This window comes from Lentzea sp. NPDC037011 (genome assembly GCF_055607425.1).
This window is the reverse complement of sequence record NZ_JBVJRT010000001.1, coordinates 294,033-311,676: the sequence shown is the minus strand read 5'-3', so window position 1 is coordinate 311,676 and position 17,644 is coordinate 294,033. Positions and strand designations below refer to the sequence as shown.

The window sequence follows — 17,644 nt, the reverse complement described above, 5'->3', positions numbered from 1 at the left end:
AAGAGTCTGACGACGCGGGCAGAGGCGGAGTCGTGACAGGATCGAGAGGTGGACCGCTCCGTTGTGACCAGCACCGTCCGGACGCTCTGGGACTCCGAGATCGTCCCGAGCCTGTCTCGGCTCGTGGCCGTGCCTGCCGTTTCCCCCGCCTTCGACCCGGCGTGGGAGGAACACGGCGAACTGGCCGCCGCCATCGACCACGTGCGCGCGTGGATCGCCTCGCGAAACCTGCCCGGCGCGACCCTGGAGGTCGTCCAACTGGCGGGACGCACGCCGCTGCTCGTGGTCGACGTGCCGGCCGCCGGCAACTCCGGCGACGACACGGTGTTGCTCTACGGACACCTCGACAAGCAGCCCCCGGTGGGCGGGTGGGGCGAAGGACTCGGCCCCTGGACCCCCGTGCTGCGTGACGGACGTCTCTACGGGCGCGGCGCTGCCGATGACGGTTACTCCGGTTATGCCGCAGTTGCCGCAATCGAGGCCGTGCGCGCGTCGGGCGGTTCGCACGCCCGTTGCGTCGTGCTGCTGGAGACCGGCGAGGAGTCCGGTTCGCCCGATCTGCCGGCGTACCTGGAGCACCTGTCCGACCGGCTGGGCCGCGTGTCGCTGGTCGTCTGCCTCGACTCGGGCGGCTCCGACTACGACCGCATGTGGCTGACCACGTCGCTGCGCGGGTTGGTGCAGGTCACGGTCACCGTGCGGGTGCTGGAGGGCGGCCTGCACTCCGGCATGGCGTCGGGCATCGTGCCGTCGTCGTTCCGGATCGCCCGCACCCTGCTCGACCGCATCGAGAACTCCGAGACCGGCGAGGTCCTGGTGCCGGAGATGCACGTCGAGATCCCCGCTCACCGGCTGGCGGAGGTCCGCGAGGCCGTCGAGGCCGCACCGGGCGCCCTGTGGGACCCGGTCCCGCGCGTCGGCGACCTGCGGCCGATGTCCCCGGACGAGGTCGAGCTCGCGCTGAACTCCGGTTGGCGGCCCACCCTGTCCGTGACCGGCGCCGAGGGCCTGCCGCTGCCCGACGACGCGGGCAACGTGCTGCGCCCGTACACCTCGCTGGTCCTGTCGTTCCGCCTGCCGCCGACCGCGTCCTCCGCGGCCGCGCTGGAGGCGGTGCGCACGCTGCTCACCACCGACGTGCCCTACAACGCGACCGTGGAGCTCTCCCGCGTCGAGGCCGCCGACGGCTGGAACGCGCCCGAGCTGGCCCCGTGGCTGTCCGCCGTGCTCGACGAGGCGGGCAAGGACGTCTTCGGCGCACCGTGGCGGACCGTGTCGCTGGGCGGCTCGATCCCGTTCATGGGGCTGCTGCACGAGGCGTACCCGGAGGCGCAGTTCGTGGTCACCGGCGTGATCGGACCGGACTCGAACTGCCACGTGCCGGACGAGTGGCTGCACCTGGCGCACGCGGCCAGGGTCACCGAGGCGGTCGCGCTGGTGCTGGACGCGCACGCGGCACAGGGGTCCTGACCCGGTCTTTCAGTGAGGTACGACCCAAACCACACCCGGGCCCCAGCAATCGTCCTGACCCGTGACGCACACTGGGTCGATGGGCGAAGAAGCGGAACGGGCGCGTCTCGCGGAGTCGGGCACACCGACTTCGCCGTGGCGGCTGTGGGGGCCGTACCTCTCCGGCCGGCAGTGGGGCACGGTCCGCGAGGACTACTCGCCCGGCGGTGACGCCTGGGCGTCGTTCCCGTTCGACCACGCCCGCTCGCGGGCCTACCGGTGGGGCGAGGACGGCATCGCGGGCATCTGCGACGTGCACGGGTTCCTCAACCTCGCCCTGGCGCTGTGGAACGGCAGGGACCCGATCCTCAAGGAGCGGTACTTCGGTCTCGCCAACGAGGAGGGCAACCACGGCGAGGACGTCAAGGAGCACTGGTGGGTGACCGACGGGACGCCCACCCACTCCTGGATGCAGGTGGTCTACCGCTACCCGCAGCGCGAGTACCCGTACGAGCGGCTCAGGGAGATGGCGCGCACCGCGGGGCGGGAGAACCGGGAGCCGGAGCTGTCCGACACCGGGGTGCTCGACGAGAACCGGTTCTTCGACGTCGTGGTCACGTACGCGAAGGCGGAGACCGACGACATCTGCGTCGAGATCAGCGCCACGAACTGCGGGCCGGAGGACGCGCCGCTGCACCTGCTGCCGCAGCTGTGGTTCCGCAACACCTGGGCGTGGGGGCGGGACGGGCGGCCGTGCCGGCTGGTCGCGAGCACCACGACCGGGCGCAAGGTGACCGCGGACCACGGCAACCTCGGCCGGTACACGCTGCACCTGGACGACTCGCCGTCGTTGCTGATGACGGACAACGAGAGCAACGAGGTGGCGCTCTTCGGGGCCGAGCGCAACCCGTCGCCGTGGGCCAAGGACGGCATCTGCGAGTACGTGGTGCGCGGCTCGACCAGCGCCTGCCAGGTCGTGGGGCCGGACGACCCCGGTGCGGCGGGCACGAAGTTCGCGGCCTGGTACTCGTTCGACCCGGTGGAGCCGGGCGAGACGGTGACGGTGCGGCTGCGGCTGACCGGCGGCGACGGGCACGTGGACCCGTTCGGGCCGAGCTTCGCCGAGACCATGGCCGCCCGCAGGCGGGAGGCCGACGAGTTCCACGACGCGATCGCGCCCGAGGCGGGGCCTGAGCAGAGGCACGTGCTGCGGCGCGCGCTCGCCGGTCTGATGTGGACGAAGCAGCACTACCGCTTCCGCACCCGCGACTGGCTCGACGGCGACCCGACGAAGCCCGAGGCGCCCAGCTCGCGGCGCACCCCCGAGGCGCGCAACGTGCACTGGCGGCACCTCGACGTGGCCGACGTGATCTCGATGCCGGACGAGTGGGAGTACCCCTGGTTCGCGGCGTGGGACCTCGCGTTCCACACGATCCCGTTCACGCTGGTCGACCCGGCGTTCGCGAAGGAGCAGCTGCTGCTGTTCTGCCGCGAGTGGATGATGCACCCGAACGGCCAGATCCCCGCCTACGAGTGGGAGTTCGGCGACGTCAACCCGCCCGTGCACGCGTGGGCGGCGCTGCAGGTCTACCGCGCGGACGGCAGCAGGGACCGCGGGTTCCTCGCCAAGGTCTTCCACAAGCTGCTGCTGAACTTCTCCTGGTGGGTCAACCGCAAGGACGCCGGCGGCAGCTACCTGTTCGAGGGCGGCTTCCTCGGCATGGACAACATCGGCCCGGTCAACCGGTCGGAGCCGATGCTCGGCGAGTGGCGGCTGGAGCAGTCCGACGCCACGTCGTGGATGGCCGCCTACAGCCTGCACCTCATGCAGATCGCGCTGGAGCTGGCGCGCGACGACGAGTCGTACGAGGACGTGGCGACCAAGTTCGTCGAGCACTTCCTGTCGATCGCGGAGGCGTTCACGCACTTCGGGTCGTCGGGCAGCGGCATCTGGCACGACGAGGACGGCTTCTGCTACGACCGGGTCTCCCGGCGCGCCCACGACGGGTCAGTGGAGTCCGAACCGGTGCGGGTGCGGTCGATGGTGGGCCTGATCCCGCTGCTGGCGTCCGCGGTGCTGGAACCGTGGGTGCTGGAGGAGCTGCACGGCTTCACGTCACGCCTGGAGCACCTGCTCAAGCGGCGGCCGGAGCTGCGGCAGTTCATCACGTTCCACTACGAGCGCGGCGCGTTCGCGTCGTTGCTGGACGAGCACAGGCTGCGGCGGGTGCTGCACCGGATGCTCGACGAGCACGAGTTCCTCTCGCCGCACGGCATCCGGTCGCTGAGCGCCGCGCACCGCGAGGGCCTGGAGGTCAAGGTCGCCGGGCAGGACCACCGGATGGGCTACGAGCCGGGCGAGTCGCACACCCCGATGTTCGGCGGCAACTCGAACTGGCGCGGCCCGGTCTGGCTGCCCACGAACGCCCTGCTGGTCGAGGCGCTGCGCACGGTCGAGGCGTTCCACCGCGGCGAGTTCCAGGTGGAGATGCCGACGAACTCCGGGCGGGCGATGACGGCCGGTCAGGTCGCGGACGAGCTGAGCGACCGGCTGGTCGGGCTGTTCCTGCCCGACCACGACGGGCGCCGGCCGTCGGACGGCAAGCGGATCGAGGCGTCGGAGTCACCCCTTTGGCGGCGGCACGTGACGTTCAGCGAGTACTTCGACGGCGACACGGGCGAAGGGCTCGGGGCGACGCACCAGACGGGGTGGACGGCGCTGGTGGCGGGGCTGCTCGCGGAACGGAGCAGCTGAGGCGGAACCGGACCGACCCGCGGTCCCCGTGATCAAATCCTGATCAAGGACGCGCTCGCAGTTCGTCACCATTCGTGTGCAATACGTGCAGACGTTGTGTGATCTAGGCCAATTTGCGCAACATCCTGCGGCCGATTTGCCCATGTCACGCAAAATTGTTGCAACGGAGTGGCCTGTAACACGCACGTGCTGTCCACCACGTCACCCGGGTGGCAGTATCCCGTTCACTCGTCCGCAACAGTTACGAGGAGTGACGCAGTGGCTCGTCGAACCAGGCACGTGCTCGCCCTGCTGCCCGCAGCGGCCCTAGCGCTGACCGCGCTGACCGGCTGCGCGACGAGCACCAACAGCGGTGGCGGCACCAGCAGCGACAGCGGGGTGAAGCTCGTCAAGGACGGCAAGCTCGTCACCTGCACGCACCTGTCGTACAAGCCCTTCCAGTACAGCGAGGGCGACAAGACCATCGGCTTCGACGTCGACCTCGTCGACCTGGTGGCCAAGAAGCTGAACGTCCAGCAGGAGATCCTCGACACCGCGTTCGAGGGCATCCAGAACGGCCAGAGCCTCAACGTCGGCGACTGCGACGTCGCCGCCGCGGCGATGACGATCACCGACGAGCGCAAGAAGGCGCTCGACTTCTCGGACCCGTACTTCGACGCCGAGCAGGCCCTGCTCGTGAAGAAGGGCACCGGTTACAAGGACCTGGCCGCGCTGAAGGGCAAGAAGCTCGGCGTGCAGCAGTCCACCACCGGTGAGATCTACGCGAACGAGAACAAGGAGAAGTACGGCTACGAGGTCGTGCAGTTCGAGGACCTGACGTTGCAGGAGACGGCGGTCCGCACCGGGTCCGTCGACGCCGCGATCAACGACAACGGCCCGCTGTACGACTACGCCAAGGAGTTCCCCGACACCGAGGTGACGACGGAGTTCCCGACCGGCGACAAGTACGGCATCGGCATCAAGAAGGACAACAAGGCCCTGCTCGACGTCGTCAACCAGGTGTTGAAGGACGCGAAGAGCAGCGGCGAGTACGACAAGATCTACGAGAAGTGGTTCGGCAAGAAGCCGGCGTCGAAGTAAGCGGCTTCCCACGGGGTCGGCAGAGGACCTGCCGACCCCGTCTCACGTCCGGACCGATCCGCTAGGAGCCTCACATGGCGCTGTCCAAGCGAAAGCGCGCCACATACTTCAGGTACGCGCAGTACGGCCTGCTGGTGCTGGTCGCACTGGTGGTGGCGTTCACCGCGAACTGGTCGGAGATCGCGCACACGTTCTTCGACGTGGATACCGCGGGGGCGATGTTCCCCGAGCTCATCACGGTCGCGTTCAAGAACACCGTCATCTACACGCTGTTCGGGTTCGGGCTCGCGTTGGTGCTCGGCCTGCTGCTGGCACTGATGAAGCTCTCGTCGGTGGCACCGTACCGGTGGATCGCCACCGTCTACATCGAGTTCTTCCGCGGTGTCCCCGCCCTGCTGGTGTTCCTCGCGTTCACCGTCGCGGTGCCGCTGGCGTTCCAGCTGAAGTTCGACATCTACTCGATCGTGATGATGGCGCTCGGCCTCGTCGGCGGTGCCTACATCGCGGAGACGGTCCGCGCCGGCATCCAGGCGGTGCCGAAGGGCCAGGTCGAGGCCGCGCGCTCGCTGGGCATGTCGCGGGGCCGCGCGATGATCACGATCGTGATCCCGCAGGCGTTCCGGATCATCCTGCCGCCGCTGACCAACGAGCTGATCCTGCTCACCAAGGACTCGTCGCTGGTCTACGTCATCGGCCTGGCGCGCGACGACTACGAGCTGCTCAAGTTCGGCCGCGAGTTCCTCAGCCGCAGCCCCACGCTGACGCCGATCCTCGTGGTCGGCCTGTCCTACCTGGTGATCACGCTGCCGCTGGGCTACCTGTCGCGGTACCTGGAACGGCGCTCCGGCGGGAAGAAGGTGGCCGTCGTATGAGCGACGTCAGTGTCGAGATCAGCGGGCTGAAGAAGTCGTTCGGCCCGCTCGAGGTCCTGAAGAACATCGACCTCCAGGTCAACCGCGGTGACGTGGTCTGCATCATCGGCCCGTCCGGTTCCGGCAAGTCCACGTTGCTGCGCTGCATCAACCTGCTGGAGGAGCCCCAGGGAGGCCGGATCGTCGTCAACGGCGTCGAGCTCACCGACCCGGACGTCGACATCGACCTCGCGCGCACGAAGATCGGCATGGTCTTCCAGGGCTTCAACCTGTTCGCGCACCTCAACGTCATGAACAACCTGACCGTGGCGCAGCGCAAGGTGCTCAAGCGCAGCGAGCAGGCGGCGAACGAGATCGCGTTGCGCAACCTCGAACGCGTGGGGCTCAAGGAGAAGGCCAACTCCATGCCCGCGGAGCTGTCCGGCGGGCAGCAGCAGCGCGTGGCGATCGCCCGCGCGCTGTCGATGGACCCAGAGGTGATGCTGTTCGACGAGCCGACCTCCGCGCTCGACCCCGAGCTCGTCGGTGACGTGCTCGGCGTCATGCGGCAGCTCGCCGACGAGGGCATGACCATGCTGGTCGTCACGCACGAGATGCAGTTCGCCCGCGAGGTCGCCGACAAGGTGATCTTCATGGACGGCGGCTACATCGTCGAGGCGGGCCCGGCGGCCGAGGTGATCGGCAACCCGCAGGAGGAGCGCACCAAGTCGTTCCTGTCGCGCGTGCTCGACCCGACGCACCAGGGGCCGTCCGCATAGCCGCGCCGGTTCCTCGTGATCGACCTCGAAACGCGGCGCGGCCGGTCACACTGGTGCGGTGGCCACGCAGAAGAGGCTCCCTGCGGCTGACGTACTGCGCGGCCTGGGGGAGAACGAGAACAGCACCGGCGGTGGCGGGTGGCGGTTGCCGCGGCGCAAGCCGAGCACCCCACCCGTCATCCGCGTGGTGGACCACGTCGTCACCGGCGTGCTCGACCTGCGCGCGGTCGAGGTGCCGTACGTGCTGGAGTTCGAGCGCTGCCGGTTCGAGGCGACACCGGACCTGCGGCAGGCGAACCTCGCCGGCATCTCCTTCACCGACTGCGACCTGCCCGGTCTGCAGGCGCGCAACCTGCACAGCAGCAACGACGTCTCGCTGCTCGGCTGTCGCGTCGGCGGGCTCGTCGACCTGACCGACGCCGACATCGCGGGCTCGGTCCTGTTGCGCGACAGCGAGTTCAGCGTTCCCGGCGGGCTGTGCGTGCACGCCGACCGGGTGACGCTCGCCGGCGCGTTGCTCGGCTTCGGCATCCGCACCGAGGGCGAGATCCGGATCGCCGGTGCGCGGATCGGCGGCAACGTCAACCTCGTCAGCGCGGTGCTGAGCAACGCCGACGGGTTCACGTTGAACGGCAACGGGGTGCAGGTCGGCGGCAACTTCCTCGGCACGTTCACCTCGCACGGCGTGGTGTTCCTCGCGAACGCCCGGATCAGCTCGGCGTTGTCGTTGCGCGGCGCGGTGCTGTCGCGCGGCGCGGAGTTCGACGAGACCACCGACCCGCACGCGGACCCGTCGGCGACGCTGGTCCTCGACCGCGTGGACGTGTCCGGTGACGTCGAGCTCGACCGCGGTTTCACCAGTGCGGGCACGATCCGCGCGGTGAACGCGAAGATCGGCGGCACGCTGTCGTTCGCCGACGCCGTGCTGGACGCCGTGTCGCCCCCCGCCGTCGGCACCGAGCCGACCGGCGCCGGGCGCGCGTTGCACGTCGACGGCGCGGAGATCGGCGGTGACGTCGTGGGCCGCGGCGTGCACATCCAGGGCCAGCTGCGGATGGTCGACACGCACGTGCGCGGCAGCATCACCGTGGAACGCGCCGTTGTGGACAACCCGTTCGCGGACGCCGTGCTGGCGAACCGGACGCGGGTGGGCAGCAACTTCGTGGTCCGCGAGTCGAACGTCTCCGGCGGGCTGGAGCTGCGCGCCGTGACCGTGGGCGCGAACCTCGACCTGCGCGGCAGCCGGTTGACCAAGCCGGGCAAGTACCGCCACCAGCCGCGGGAGAAGCCGTCGCTGGACATCGGCGGTGCCACCATCGGCCGCGACCTCATCTGCGCGCGCGGCGAGAAGGAGTTCGTGGCGCACGGCGGGGTGCGGTGCCGGCGCGCGGTGATCGGCCGCATGGCGAACTTCAACGGCGGCGTGCTCGGCTACAAGCTCGACAGCCACGCGTTGAACGGCATGGGCATGCAGGTCCAGGAGCTGATGCTGAACGTGGTGTCACCGCCGAAGGGTCTCGTGACGCTGCGGCAGGCGCGCTGCAACTCGTTGGACGACAACGAGAACTTCTGGAACGCCACCGGTTTCATCGACCTCGACGACTTCCGCTACGACTCGCTGGCCCACCCGATCGACCTGCGCGACGACGCCCAGGTCGAGCAGCGGCTGCGCTGGCTGCGGCACGCGATGCGGCGCAGCTACCACCCGCGCCCGTACGACCAGTTCGCGGAGATGCTGACCGCGGCCGGCAACGAGGAGCACGCCTCCACCGTGCTGATCGAGAAGCAGCGCCTGCGGTACCGCGCGGTCGCCGAGGGCATGCGGTTCTTCGGGCCGCTGGTGCTGCTGTGGAGCTTCCTGCAGCGCTCGATGGTCGGCTACGGCTACCGCCCGGCGCGCGCGTTGGGGTGGCTGATCACCGCGTGGCTGATCGGGAGCATCTGGTTCCAGCACAAGGGCCCGCTGGTGCCGATCAACGAGGACGACCACCTGCCGTGGAACGCGTGGCTCTACACGATCGACCTGGTCGTGCCCATCGTGGACTTCGGCAACAAGAACCGCTGGCAGACACCGGGCACGTCGATGTGGATCGCGTCCGGCCTGATCGTGTCCGGCTGGGTGCTGGCGACGACCGTGGCCGCCGGTCTCACCCGGATGCTGAAGCGCTGACCCCGCCGCCACACCGTCCACTGTGATCGGTGTGGAGCCGCTGCCGGAGTGCGCGGATTAGGATCGGCGACCGTGACTGATCTGGTGCTGGCACTGGACTTCGGCGGCACCAAGATCGCCGCCGCCCTCGTCGCCCCCTCCGGCGCGGTGGTGCGGACCACCCGCGTCCCCACTCCCGCCGCGGACCCGTGGCCCGCGGTGTCGTCGCTGGTCACGTCGGTGGTCGCCGACGTGGCGGTGGCCGGCGTGGGCATCGCCTCGGCCGGCCCGGTCAACACGGTGGACGGCACCGTGTCGCCGATCAACGTGCCGTCCTGGCGGAACTTCCCGCTGCGCGACTCGGTGGCGTCCCTGCTCCCCGGTGTGCCGGTGGAACTGGCCGGCGACGGCGTCTGCATGGCCCTCGGCGAACACTGGCGCGGCGCCGGCCAGGGCAGCCGCTACCTGGTCGGCCTGGTCGTCTCGACCGGCGTCGGCGGCGGCCTGGTCCTCGACGGCCGCCCGTTCGGCGGTCGCACCGGAAACGCCGGCCACATCGGCCACGTCGTCGTGGACCCGGACGGCACCCCGTGCACGTGCGGCGGCCGCGGCTGCGTGGAAACCGTGGCCGCCGGCCCCCGCATGGTCGCCTGGGCGCGCCACGCGGGCTGGCAGGCCCCGGACGACGCCGACGCCGCCCTGCTCGCCGCCGCAGCGCTCGCCGGTGAGGAGATCCCGCTGGCCGCCTTCGACCGCGCTGGCCGAGCCGTCGGGATGGCCATCGCGGGGGCGGCTGCGGTGTGCGACCTGGACGTGGCGGTGATCGGCGGCGGGGTGGCGCAGGCCGGTGAGCTGCTGTTCGAGCCGGTGCGGCGGGCGTTGAAGGCGCACGCCGGGTTGTCGTACCTGGCGGGTCTTGAGGTGCGGGCGGCGGAGCTCGGTGGGGAAGCGGGGTTGGTCGGGGCGGCGGCGCTGGTCCAGGCCCGGTGAGGCGGGGCAGGCGCGATCCGGTGCGGCGATGCGTGGGCACCGGCGCGCGATTGTAGAATTGTTGAACGATACTGCAATCGAACGATCCCGCAAATAGACTGGCGCGGTGACCGAGACGTGGGTGTCGACGCTGGCGCAGGGCAAGGGCGGCCTGGAGCGGGCCAGCACCGCGCAGAAGGTCGCCGACATGCTGCGCGAGCGCGTGCTCGACGGGGAGCTGGCACCGGGCCTGCGGCTCAGCGAGGAGGCGATCGGCGGGGCGCTCGGGGTCAGCCGCAACACGCTGCGGGAAGCGTTCCGGCTGCTCACGCGGGATCGAATCCTCGTGCACGAGCACAGCCGCGGGGTGTTCGTGCGGACGCCGACGGCCGAGGACGTGCGCGACCTCTACGCGGCGCGGCGGGTGATCGAGTGCGGTGCGCTGCAGAAGTGGGCCGACGTCGACGAGGCGCGGCGCAACGCGGTGCGGATGCCGGTCGAGGAAGCGCTCTCGCACGGGTCCAGGAAGGACTGGGGGCGGGTCGGGACGGCCAACGTGCGGTTCCACCGCGGGATCGTGGGGCTGGCGGGCAGCAGCCGGCTGAGCGAGGAGTCCGACCGGCTGTTCGCGGAACTCATGCTGGCGTTCCGGGTGGTCAGCGATCCGAAGCGGCTGCACCTGGCGTACCTGCCGCTGAACCGGGAGATCGTCGAGCTGCTCAACGCGGGTGACGTGGACCGCGCGACCGGCAAGCTGCGGGAGTACTTCGACCTCGCGGAGGCCGACCTCGTCGAGCAGCTCGGGGAAGCGCGGAGCTGACCGCCCAAAGAAAGTGTTAAGCGGAGTGCAACGATTCCGATCAGCGTGCTGACGAGCCGTGTCGTCAGGCCTAACATCCGCGCAACACCGCGTACACGGAGGGCCCCATGCCGTCGGAACCCAGGACCGGCTTGCGCTGGAGCAACTGGAACCTGTTGCTGATAGTCCCGCTGCTGATGCTCATCACACCGTGGTTCAACATGGACGAGCCCCGCCTCTTCGGGCTCCCCTTCTTCTACTGGTACCAGTTCGTGTTCGTGCCGGTCGGCGTGCTCGCCGTCGGTCTGGTCTACATGAAGACCAAGGACGCGCCGGTCGTCACCGGTAAGCCGGACGAGCTGGGTGTCGACGACCTGGACGAGGGAGCGAACTGATGCAGTGGACTGAGCTGATCGTCTTCAGCGTCCTCTTCCTGCTCGTCACGGTCATGGGTTTCGTGGCGGCGCGGTGGCAGAAGGGCGAGACCCTCGACCACCTCGACGAGTGGGGTCTGGGCGGCCGGAAGTTCGGCAGCTGGATCACGTGGTTCCTGGTCGGTGGCGACCTCTACACCGCGTACACGTTCGTCGCTGTGCCGGCGCTGATGTTCGGTGCCGGTGCGCTCGGCTTCTACGCCCTGCCGTACACGGTGGTGCTCTACCCGATCGTCTTCCTGCCGCTGGTGCGCATGTGGTCGGTCAGCCGCGTGCACGGCTACGTCACGCCCGCCGACTTCGTGAAGGGCCGCTACGGCTCGCACTGGCTGGCACTGATCATCGCCGTCACCGGCATCGTCGCGACCATGCCGTACATCGCGCTGCAGCTGGTCGGTCTCGAAGCGGTGCTGCGGTCGATGGGCCTCAACGGCTCCGGCATCCTCGGCCACCTGCCGCTGTTCATCGCGTTCGTGATCCTCGCGCTCTACACCTACCAGTCGGGCCTGCGGGCGCCGGCGCTGATCGCGTTCGTCAAGGACATCCTGATCTACATCGTCATCCTCGTGGCGATCGTCTACCTGCCCGCGAAGTTCGGCGGCTGGGGCGAGATCTTCAACGACGCGCAGGCCAAGTTCGACGCGACGCCGGCCAAGACCGACGGCATCCTGTTGAACAGCAACAACCAGCTGCAGTACGCGACGCTGGCGCTGGGCTCCGCGCTGGCGCTGTTCATCTACCCGCACTCGCTGACCGGCATCCTCGCGAGCCGCGGCCGCAACGTCATCAAGCGCAACATGGTCGCGCTGCCGGCGTACTCGCTGGTGCTGGGTCTGCTGGCGCTGCTGGGCTACGTCGCGATCAGCGCGGGCACCAAGCCGATCGTCAACCAGGCGACCGGCCGCCCCGACACGAACACGATCGTTCCCGAGCTGTTCGGCCAGAACTTCCCGTCGTGGTTCGCGGGCATCGCGTTCGCGGCCATCGGCATCGGTGCGCTGGTGCCCGCGGCGATCATGTCGATCGCGGCGGCGAACCTGTGGACGCGCAACGTCTACAAGGAGTACGTGAAGAAGGACGCGACGCCGGCGCAGGAGGCGAAGCAGGCCAAGCTCGCGTCGCTGGTCGTGAAGTTCGGCGCTGTCGCGTTCATCGTGTTCGTCGACCCGCAGTTCTCGATCGACCTGCAGCTCATCGGCGGCGTGATGATCCTGCAGACGCTGCCGGCGGTCGCGATCGCGCTGTACACCCGCTGGTTCCACGTCTACGGCCTGATCGCCGGCTGGGTCGCGGGCATGGGCTACGGCATGTGGCTGCTCTACAACATCGGCAACCCGGCCATCGGCAAGGCGCACTTCGCCGGGTCGGCGCTGCCGCTCGGCAAGCTGTCGATCTTCGGCTGGCACCCGTTCGGCGCCTCTACCGTGCAGATCTACGTCGGCATCGTGGCGCTGGTGGTGAACCTGCTGGTCGCGGTGATCGCCACGCTGATCGCGAGGAAGGCCGGGGTCTCCAACGGCGTCGACCACACCGACCCGTCGGACTACCACGTCGACGAGGACAGCCCGCGGGTCAAGCCGGTGGCCGCGCACTGACACCTGTCGAGACGCAAGGCTGACGACAACGGGCCACCTGGCGGGTTTGCCGGGTGGCCCGTTGCGCTAAGCATCTAGGTGTGAAAACCATCGCCGGTCTGGTCGGACTCATCGCGACGGCGTCGCTCGTCGTGGCGCCGGGGGTCGCGCAGGCCCAGGACGCGCACTGCTACGACACCGCCGCACCGCTCACGGTCGAGGAGCAGCGGCTCGACGACGTGCTCGTGCCCGGCGGGCCCGCGGTCGGTCCCGCACTGGTGGCGCTCGGCGGGTTCGACGGCAGGGTCGGGGACTTCACCGCCAAGCTGTGCCGCCAGATCGTCGCGAAGCAGGCGCGGCAGTTCGTCGTGAACGAGGGCAACGCGCTGTGGAAGGCCGCCGTCGCCCGCGCGCAGAGCGCGAAACCGCTCGCGCACGACGCCTACGACGACCGCCCGCTCTACTGGGCGCGCTTGCAGCTCACCAGCGCGCTGCGGCAGTGGAAGCCGCGGTTCGCGTTGTCCGTCAACGACCGGGCGAAGCTGATCCAGCAGTTCGACTGGGCCTCGCGCGGGCTGAGCGACGCGGCGTTCCCGGTGAGGCCGGGGGTGCGGCGGATCGCGGTGACCGGCTTCGACCCGTTCCAGCTCACCGGCACGAACGTCCGGCGCGCCAACCCGGCCGGTGCGGCGGCGTTGCAGCTCGACGGCCGTGAGATCGACACTCCCGGCGGCAAGGTCGTGGTGCAGGCGGCGGTGCTCCCGGTGCTGTGGGGCGGTTTCGACGAGGGGATCGTCGAGCAGTTCTACGGTTCCGCGTTGCAGCAGCGGAACCGGCCGGACGGGTTCGTGACGATCAGCCAGGGCCGGCCGGACCGGTTCGACGTCGAACGGTGGGCGGCTCGCTGGCGGGGCGGCTCGCCGGACAACAACGACGTGCGCACGTTCGGCAGCGTCCCGGACGCGGCCGGGTGGCCGCAGCCGGCGACCGAGTTCATCGAGACCTCGTTGCCGTACCAGAAGATGATCGACGCGGGCACCGGTCCGTACCCCGTGGTGCTCAACCGCAGCTTCTGCGAGTGGAAGGTCGGCACGCCGGTCGGTTCGCAGCAGGACTGCCGCACGGACGAGCCCACCCCCGGTGCGGCCGCGGCGGTCGGCGGTGGCGGCGACTACCTGTCGAACGAGAGCATGTACCGCGCGAACCGGCTGCGGATCGGTTACGGGGCAACGGAAGTCCTCGGTGGACACCTGCACACGCCGGTCCTCGGGCAGCCCGCCGACCCGGCCGCGCTGACCGATGCGGCCTTCGAAAACCAGCGCCGGGCCATCGCCGATCAGGTCAAGGCCCTAGTCTCTGCGGTGTGACTCGTGTGCGGCTGGCGGTGGGCATCTTCTTGAGCGCGTGGGCGGTCTCGGCCTGCACGATCAACGTGGGCGGGCAGGCGGTCCCCGGACCGATGCCGTCCACCGCCAGCGCGTCCGCGCCGACGCTGCCGAAGGCGGGGCAGTGCATGAACGCGTTCGACCTCAAGGTCCTCGACTGCGCCGGGGCGCACGAGGCCGAGGTGATGAGCGTCGGTGAGCTCTCCGGTCTCGGCGCGAGCTACCCGGACACGCAGGCGCTGCGCAAGGTCGCGCTGCCGCCGTGCCGTTCGGTGCTGACCGAGTACCTGGGCAGTGGCGACGCGGACTCGACGCGCCTGCGGGTGTGGGCCTTCTGGCCGAACGAGCAGGGCTGGAAGGACGGTCAGCGCTGGCGGCTGTGCACCGTCGTGGAGATCAGCCCCGACGAGAAGCCGCTGGCGCGCAAGGGTTCCGTGAAGAACATCCTCGGCCAGAACGGCTTCTCGACGTTCCAGACCTGCACCAGCGGCTCACCGTCGAAGGACGCGGAGGTGAAGGTGACGGCCTGCAACGGCGCGCACCTCGCCGAGGCCGTGCCCGGCGGTGTGGTCTCCCTCGGCAAGCCGAGCGACCCGGCTCCGTCCAAGGAGCAGATGAACGCCATCGCGACGGAAAAGTGCACCAAGGCCGTGCACGACTACCTGGGTTCGTCCAAGCGCACGGACGTCTTCCCGGCGTGGCGGAACCCCGGTTCGCAGGCGTGGTCAGAGGGTTGGACCAACGCCATCTGCTACGCGGAGGCCACCAGGGCCTTCAGCGGCACTCTCCTCGGCATCCGCGACAACCCGCTGCCCAACTGATCCGGCGATCACGACCATCAGCACGGCGGCGAGGGACAGCACCAGCATCGCGACTCCTGCGATTCCCACGGCACACCTCCCTTTCCGTCCCCGGTGACGATCTTGGTGATCGCCATCACATGTACAAGACGTTCCCGGGAGGGGCCGGGTTCATTCCTGGAGCGGGACCGCTTCTCCCGATAGAGACCGCGCCCCGGTGTGCCCACAGGGCTGTCCACAACCATCCACAACCTGTGCACAGAGCCGTCCACATCTGTGGACAACTTCGTCCGCAATGGACGATGAGCTGCGCGGACTCAGAGGAATTCGCTGCACAGGACCACGCCGGCGGCAACGCCGAGCGCGAGTCCGACGAGGAACACGAGGGCGTAGCGCCACCACGGCGTGCGGGACGGTGGTGCGGGCGGCACGGGGTAGTAGCGGACGATGCCCGTGGAGGGACCGACCGCGACGTCGCGGCTGGTGCCGTCGTAGTGGAGTCCGCCGAGGAAGTCCTCGTCCTGCGTCACCCCTCAGTGATACCCCACCTCAGCGACCCAGTCACTCCCCGCCCCCGTTGAAAACGCACGCGGGGACCCCGCGTTCCCTCTGGGGGAACGCGGGGTCCCCGCGTGCCGTGAAAGGTCAGCCGAGGCGCTGCTTCAGAGCGGCGAGCTGGTCGCGGAGCGTGGTCGGCACCTTCTCGCCGATCTTGTCGAACCACTCCTCGACCAGCGGGATCTCGGCACGCCACTCGTCGGCGTCGAACGCGAGCGAGGCCTCGATGTCCTCGATCGGCGCGTCCAGGCCCTCCAGGTCCAGGTCAGCGGCGGTCGGCACGTAGCCGATCGGCGTCTCCTGGGCGGCGGCCTTGCCCTCGATGCGCTCGATGGCCCACTTCAGCACGCGCGAGTTCTCGCCGAACCCGGGCCACAGGAAGCGCTTGTCGTCGCCGCGGCGGAACCAGTTGACGTAGAAGATCTTCGGCAGCTTGTCGGCGTCGGCGCGCTTGCCGAGGTCGACCCAGTGCTGGAAGTAGTCGCCGGCGTTGTAGCCGATGAACGGCAGCATCGCCATCGGGTCACGACGCACGACACCGGTCTTGCCGACCGCGGCGGCCGTGGTCTCCGACGACAGCGTGGCGCCCATGTAGGTGCCGTGCTGCCAGTCGCGCGACTCGGTGACCAGCGGGATCGTCGTGGCGCGACGGCCACCGAAGAAGATCGCGCTGATCGGCACGCCCTTCGGGTCGTCCCACTCGGGCGCCTTGATGTCGCACTGCTCGATCGGCGTGCAGTAGCGGGAGTTCGGGTGCGAGGAGAGCTCCTCGCTGTCCGGCGTCCAGTCCTGGTGCTTCCACGAGGTGAGGTGGGCCGGGGGCTCGCCCATGCCCTCCCACCAGATGTCGCCGTCGTCGGTCAGCGCGACGTTCGTGAACAGCGAGTTGCCCTTGGCGATGGTGCGCATCGCGTTCGGGTTGGTGTGGTAGTCGGTGCCGGGCGCGACGCCGAAGAAGCCGTTCTCCGGGTTCACCGCGTACAGGCGGCCGTCCTCACCGAAGCGCATCCAGGCGATGTCGTCGCCGAGCGTCTCGACCTTCCAGCCCGGGATGGTGGGCTCCAGCATGGCGAGGTTCGTCTTGCCGCAGGCCGACGGGAACGCGGCGGCGACGTAGTACGCCTTGTTCTCCGGCGAGGTGAGCTTGAGGATCAGCATGTGCTCGGCGAGCCAGCCCTCGTCGCGCGCCATCACGGACGCGATGCGCAGCGAGTAGCACTTCTTGCCGAGCAGGGCGTTGCCGCCGTAGCCGGAGCCGAAGCTCCAGATCTCGCGGGTCTCCGGGAAGTGCGAGATGTACTTGGTCTCGTTGCACGGCCACTGCACGTCCTCCTGGCCGTGCTCCAGCGGAGCGCCCAGCGAGTGCAGCGCGGGCACGAAGTCCGCGTCGTCACCGAAGACCGCGAGGGCCTTGCTGCCCATGCGGGTCATGATGTGCATCGAGACGACCACGTACTCCGAGTCCGTGATCTCGACGCCCAGCATCGGCTTCTCCGCGTCGAGCGGGCCCATGCAGAACGGGATCACGTACATCGTGCGGCCACGCATGCAGCCCCGGTAGAGCTCGGTCATGATGGCCTTCATCTCGGAAGGGTCCATCCAGTTGTTCGTCGCGCCCGAGTCCTCCTCGCGCACCGAACAGATGTACGTGCGCTCCTCCACGCGGGCCACGTCGCTGGGGTCGGAGGCGGCCCAGAACGAGTTCGGCTTCTTCTTCAGCGGCACGAACGTGCCGGCGTCGACGAGCTTCTTCGTGAGGCGGTCCCATTCGGCCTGGGACCCGTCAGCCCAAACAACCTCGTCGGGGCAGGTCAGCTCTGCGACTTCCTGAACCCATGCGAGCAGACGCGCGTGGTTGGTAGGTGCGTGGTCGAGACCGGGAATGGTCACTGCCGTCATCTCGTCTCGTCTCCTGACTGAACGCCTCGGCCGCCCGAGGACGTGGATCGTCCGGTGTGCGGGACTTCGTCGTCCTCGGGAATAGCTCCACAACGCCCGGTGGGGCCGGGCGCACGTGGAAGGGGATGGACCGAGGTTAGCCCGGTGAATGGCAGGTAACGCA

The 17,644-nt window shown here is 69.3% G+C and carries 14 protein-coding genes; 12 read left to right on the top strand and 2 right to left on the bottom strand.

The window, feature by feature from the left end; all coding sequences use genetic code 11:
- The first annotated feature begins 48 nt into the window (after positions 1-48).
- From ACZ7CH_RS01550 to ACZ7CH_RS01495, 12 genes are all read left to right on the top strand, one after another.
- A complete protein-coding gene (locus ACZ7CH_RS01550; RefSeq protein WP_470372935.1) occupies positions 49-1,470 on the top strand; it encodes a M20/M25/M40 family metallo-hydrolase in 1,422 nt (473 codons plus the stop codon).
- A 79-nt stretch (positions 1,471-1,549) separates the two neighbouring features.
- Positions 1,550-4,204, top strand: a complete 2,655-nt coding sequence (locus ACZ7CH_RS01545; protein WP_470372934.1) for an MGH1-like glycoside hydrolase domain-containing protein — start codon at positions 1,550-1,552, stop codon at positions 4,202-4,204.
- 258 nt (positions 4,205-4,462) lie between these two features.
- On the top strand, positions 4,463-5,284 hold the full coding sequence (locus ACZ7CH_RS01540) for a transporter substrate-binding domain-containing protein (protein WP_360394033.1): 822 nt from the start codon (positions 4,463-4,465) through the stop codon (positions 5,282-5,284).
- 74 nt (positions 5,285-5,358) lie between these two features.
- On the top strand, positions 5,359-6,156 hold the full coding sequence (locus ACZ7CH_RS01535) for an amino acid ABC transporter permease (protein ID WP_360394031.1): 798 nt from the start codon (positions 5,359-5,361) through the stop codon (positions 6,154-6,156).
- Positions 6,153-6,914, top strand: coding sequence for an amino acid ABC transporter ATP-binding protein (locus ACZ7CH_RS01530; RefSeq protein WP_360394028.1), 762 nt, complete (start codon positions 6,153-6,155; stop codon positions 6,912-6,914). Before ACZ7CH_RS01535 ends, ACZ7CH_RS01530 begins: the two co-directional genes overlap by 4 nt.
- A 58-nt stretch (positions 6,915-6,972) precedes the next feature.
- Entirely contained in the window at positions 6,973-9,084 is a 2,112-nt protein-coding gene (locus ACZ7CH_RS01525; protein ID WP_458429891.1) for a pentapeptide repeat-containing protein, read from the top strand.
- 72 nt (positions 9,085-9,156) lie between these two features.
- Positions 9,157-10,053: an ROK family protein gene (locus ACZ7CH_RS01520; RefSeq protein ID WP_470372933.1), complete on the top strand. Its 897-nt coding sequence runs from the start codon at positions 9,157-9,159 to the stop codon at positions 10,051-10,053.
- A 106-nt stretch (positions 10,054-10,159) separates the two neighbouring features.
- Positions 10,160-10,852, top strand: coding sequence for a GntR family transcriptional regulator (locus ACZ7CH_RS01515; protein ID WP_360394020.1), 693 nt, complete (start codon positions 10,160-10,162; stop codon positions 10,850-10,852).
- A 107-nt stretch (positions 10,853-10,959) separates the two neighbouring features.
- Positions 10,960-11,226: a DUF3311 domain-containing protein gene (locus ACZ7CH_RS01510; RefSeq protein ID WP_470372932.1), complete on the top strand. Its 267-nt coding sequence runs from the start codon at positions 10,960-10,962 to the stop codon at positions 11,224-11,226.
- Positions 11,226-12,860, top strand: coding sequence for a monocarboxylate uptake permease MctP (gene mctP / locus ACZ7CH_RS01505; protein ID WP_360394016.1), 1,635 nt, complete (start codon positions 11,226-11,228; stop codon positions 12,858-12,860). Before ACZ7CH_RS01510 ends, mctP begins: the two co-directional genes overlap by 1 nt.
- Positions 12,861-12,940: 80 nt before the next feature.
- Complete coding sequence (locus ACZ7CH_RS01500) at positions 12,941-14,206, top strand: pyroglutamyl-peptidase I (protein ID WP_470372931.1); 1,266 nt, start codon at positions 12,941-12,943, stop codon at positions 14,204-14,206.
- Positions 14,203-15,045 carry a septum formation family protein gene (locus ACZ7CH_RS01495; RefSeq protein ID WP_470372930.1) on the top strand — a complete coding sequence of 281 codons (843 nt, stop codon included), beginning with the start codon at positions 14,203-14,205 and terminating at the stop codon, positions 15,043-15,045. Before ACZ7CH_RS01500 ends, ACZ7CH_RS01495 begins: the two co-directional genes overlap by 4 nt.
- A gap of 296 nt (positions 15,046-15,341) precedes the next feature.
- Here ACZ7CH_RS01495 and ACZ7CH_RS01490 read toward each other — a convergent pair whose 3' ends face one another.
- Both ACZ7CH_RS01490 and ACZ7CH_RS01485 read right to left on the bottom strand, forming a co-directional pair.
- On the bottom strand, positions 15,342-15,554 hold the full coding sequence (locus ACZ7CH_RS01490) for a hypothetical protein (protein WP_470372929.1): 213 nt from the start codon (positions 15,552-15,554) through the stop codon (positions 15,342-15,344).
- 115 nt (positions 15,555-15,669) lie between these two features.
- Positions 15,670-17,481 carry a phosphoenolpyruvate carboxykinase (GTP) gene (locus ACZ7CH_RS01485; RefSeq protein ID WP_360394004.1) on the bottom strand — a complete coding sequence of 604 codons (1,812 nt, stop codon included), beginning with the start codon at positions 17,479-17,481 and terminating at the stop codon, positions 15,670-15,672.
- Positions 17,482-17,644: the final 163 nt, after the last annotated feature.